Raw genomic sequence first — 3865 nt, 5'->3', positions numbered from 1 at the left:
TCTTTGTTAGATTGTCCTCTCAGGCACCATAACCGCCCCCGCGGCCCAAGGATTAAGGACTAAACGCTAAAAACTAAGGTGCGACACAAAGGCCATAGAAGACCCAGCGGGGGCTGAGGCCGAGGACAGTGCCGTTGTTCAAGTTGACAGAGAAGCCATCGCCACCTGAAACGTCGCTCGTCCAGCAGAAGTTGTGCTCGATGTCGCTGCCGCGGAAGCGCGCATCAGTGCCCCACTCCGTGAAAAGACCAGCACCTATATGACGCATATAATGATTAATAGATGAATGAGGCAAGGCGCCATCTATGTCACCTCTACATACGAAAAACCAACCATTACCACTTCTATCACACTTCGCGTTAGTTAAATCCTTAACCCGTGGCACACGATAACCCAAACCACGACACCAAGATATTTGATTAGACTGAATACCCCTACGCCCCTTGACGAACCACTGCTTTAACACAAACCCATACCTCACCTCATTACCACTACTATCCCTACCTACCAACTCAAATGTCTGCGGCAAATCTGGTACATCTAGAGGACTAGGATTACTTGAACTTATCTGAGTACCACTTGCCCTAGGACCGCTTAACTTAACTCGTGCGACAACTTTTCCCCTATCAACATCAGGAATCCACTCATCATTAGCTATTACACTTGTCACCGTAGCCGTTATTCCACCACGAGTAACAGGAGACCATGTCAGCTGACGTGCATCGATTCCACCTATGAGCAAATCAAAATACAACCCATCAGCACCCGTTGTAGGGAAATTTCGGTCGTAAGACGATGGACTTGTTGACTGAGTTAAAAAACCCTTATCTGGATTCCATATGTTAGCTAGGCCGGCGTAGCGAGAATTATCCTTAGAATTGATGCCAGTAGTACCACCAAACAACAAACTCGGCCTTGCGTGACTCACAAAGTAACAAACATCACTGCCATACGGATTGATATAATATGTCACCGCCTGACTGCTAAAATTGGTCCTATTAGGAACCCCGTACTGTGTTTGTAAATATCCCCCTGTGCTACTTAAGGTTACCCTATAAGGAGCCTTACATTTATCTAATGCTTCGTTAAAACTAACATCATTGCCATCCTTATCTGTAAATGATGCCGATATACTCCCTGATATACCATTTGCTGCCGGCTCATCTCCATCATCATCTCGCCAATAATTATACCTTGTGGCTAAATCACTTAAACTCACTGAACTAGCTGTTGTTCGTGGGAATATCATACCTATACTTCCCAAAGTACTTCCTGCATAAGGTAAGCTTATTGGATTTGATACGCTTGATGTATTACTAGATGGCGTGATTACCCGACCATCCTGCAACCTTATAGACAACAAACTGTCTGTATCTGTTGCCTTCATTAGACCATAGTTGAACGCTAAATACGGCGCACTACCCTCTATTACCCTTGAAGTACACGCCATGAATGGCTGTGAACAAGGCGTTAATGCCACAGAACCCTGTGAATACGACAACAACAATACCACGAAGAACAACGCCGATTTAGGGAATCTAAATAATCTAAGTAAACCTGATAAGCCTGATAAGCTTGGTATACCTGAAAATTTAGATAGAAGAGGTAAACGCCTTGACCTCGGCGATAACCCTGCCGATAACGTCTCCGATTTCGCTACGCGAAATGACCCTGGTGATGAAAATAAGAACTGTGTCTGATTTAGACTATAGTGAAAATGAAAAAGTTTTAAGGCGTAGGTTTGGCAGGCCAGATGCCAGATGCCAGATGCCATAAATGGTAATGCATTTCGATCATCCTGTCAAGTAAATTTTTGTTTTATTTCGATTTTTTATGACTAACTGCTCTAATAATGAGCACTCCCTTGCTTTGTAAGCGATTAAATTATAACCGCTTGAGTAAGAGTTCGCTACCTTTTTTGTTAAAAATTTGTAAAGTTTTGTTAAAGGATGAGTCAGCTTATGCTTGTATGCTTTGGGGAATAGTTTTGGGTGGTGTTTTTTAGCTAAAAACCAACAAATAAAAACTTGAATAAAATCAATACCTTTTCTGACCGATTTTTAATGGAAAATTGGATTGTTTTTTAAGAATTAAAAGCGATTATTGGTTTGGTTGTTGGGGGCTTATGGTATTGTAGTAATTAACCACAACAGCACAAGCCCCCAACTTTACTACCCAAAAAAACTTCTCAGGGACGGTTGTTCTTTGATTGATTGCCTTTATTTACACCATAAACACCCGTAGTCTAAGAGTTAAGGACTACCAAATAAAAGCTAAGGTGTGGTACAAACATTGTAGTAACAGCAGGGTGCGTCACGCCAAACGGAACCGCTCCTCACCTCAACATGACGAGAATTTGTTGAGTCACTCCAGTAGCGGTCGAAGGCAAAATCAGCACCGGCGTAAAGAAACACGGAGCCCCACTCAGTGAAAAAGCCAGCACCAATTCGACGTTGGAAATGATTACCACCTGAAGACGGATTAGCCCCCTCAATATTGCTATTGGTTAAATCTTTTACCTGCACAAGACGATAACCCAAGCGATTACACCAAGATGATTGAGCATCCTGAAAGCCAGTTTGCTTCCCTCGATTGACGAACCACTGCTTTAACACAAATCCATACCTCACCTCATTACCTTGACGATCCCTACCCACTAACTCAAAGGTCTGCGGTAAAGATGGCGTTCTTAAACGGCTTGGATTCCATGAATCTATTTGAGTATCACTTGCTCTAGGACCATTTAACGTTACCCGTGTTACATAACTAGATTTATCACTAATCCACGCATCGGCTATTATGTTATTTCCTCGTGGCTCTCTAAATGCACCCGAACGTGGCCTTGTCCGACTCACTGTTGCACTTATACTACCATTCGTGGCAACAGACCAAGTCAACTGACTTGCATCAACACCAACTATATCTAAATCAAAATATAAACCATCAGAACCCGTTGTCGGAAAATTAAGTCCATAAGATGACGGAGTTGTTGACTGGGTTAAAAAACCCTTAACAGGACTCCATATGTTAGATGGACCGGCGTTCTCGGATCCATCATTGACATCATCAATAACAAAACCAGTGCCACCATACCACAAACTCGGCCTTGCGTAACAAACACCAACATTAATATTTGGATTGATATAATACACAACAGAGCTACCACTAAAAGTACTGCTATTCGGTACGCCATATCGGGTTACTAAACTACCACTTGTACTCCTTAATGTTACCCTATAAGGAGCACTACATATACTTAATGTATCACTACGACTTACTCCACGACCATTCTTATCAGTAATACTTACTGATAAACTACCCGTCGCCGTTACACCATTAGTACCCTGACCATCCCCATCATCATCTCCCCAATTACCTTGTGTAATTAAGTCATTTAAACGGACTGTACTTGCCCCCAACGGCACCACCATGTGTATATCATTAAAAGTACTTCCATTAACTAACCTTATCGGATTTGTCGAACTTGATGTGTTAGTTGACGGCGTGATGGTTCTACCATCTGGCAACTCAATAGCTAATAATGTGTCAGTCGTTGTTGCTTTAGTTCGCCCCCCATCAAACGTTAAATACGGCGCACTACCCTGAATCACTCTTGAGGTATAAGCCGTTAATGCCAAAGAACTTTGCGAATACGGCAATAACAACAACGTAGCAAAAACCAATAAAGACCTTGATAAGAAGGATAAAATTTTAGGCCTTGATGATAAGCTTGCTAATAAACTCAGCGAGTTTGCAAAGCTTGATGATTTCGATAACTTTGGTGATAAAAATAAGAATGGAGTCTGATTTTGACTACGATGATATTGAAAAAGATTTAGAACATAGGTTTGGCAGGCCAGATGCC

General features: G+C 42.2%; 2 protein-coding genes. Both read right to left on the bottom strand.

Features of this window, described 5'->3' with window-relative positions; translation table 11 throughout:
* Positions 1 to 73: 73 nt before the first annotated feature.
* Positions 74 to 1774 carry a hypothetical protein gene (locus GQ598_RS10720; protein ID WP_160404109.1) on the bottom strand — a complete coding sequence of 567 codons (1701 nt, stop codon included), beginning with the start codon at positions 1772 to 1774 and terminating at the stop codon, positions 74 to 76.
* A gap of 499 nt (positions 1775 to 2273) precedes the next feature.
* Positions 2274 to 3865, bottom strand: a 1592-nt coding sequence (locus GQ598_RS10715) for a hypothetical protein (protein WP_202112764.1), incomplete at its 5' end; no start/stop codon positions are given.

Origin of the sequence: Gilliamella sp. Pas-s95, assembly GCF_009795795.1 — a bacterium.
Classification (GTDB): domain Bacteria; phylum Pseudomonadota; class Gammaproteobacteria; order Enterobacterales; family Orbaceae; genus Gilliamella; species Gilliamella bombicola.
This window is presented reverse-complemented; position numbering and strand designations above follow the sequence as displayed.

Bases quoted from the DNA above. Each gene is read 5' to 3' on its own strand.
- GQ598_RS10720 (WP_160404109.1), bottom strand. From the start codon at position 1,774: ATGGCATCTGGCATCTGGCATCTGGCCTGCCAAACCTACGCCTTAAAA.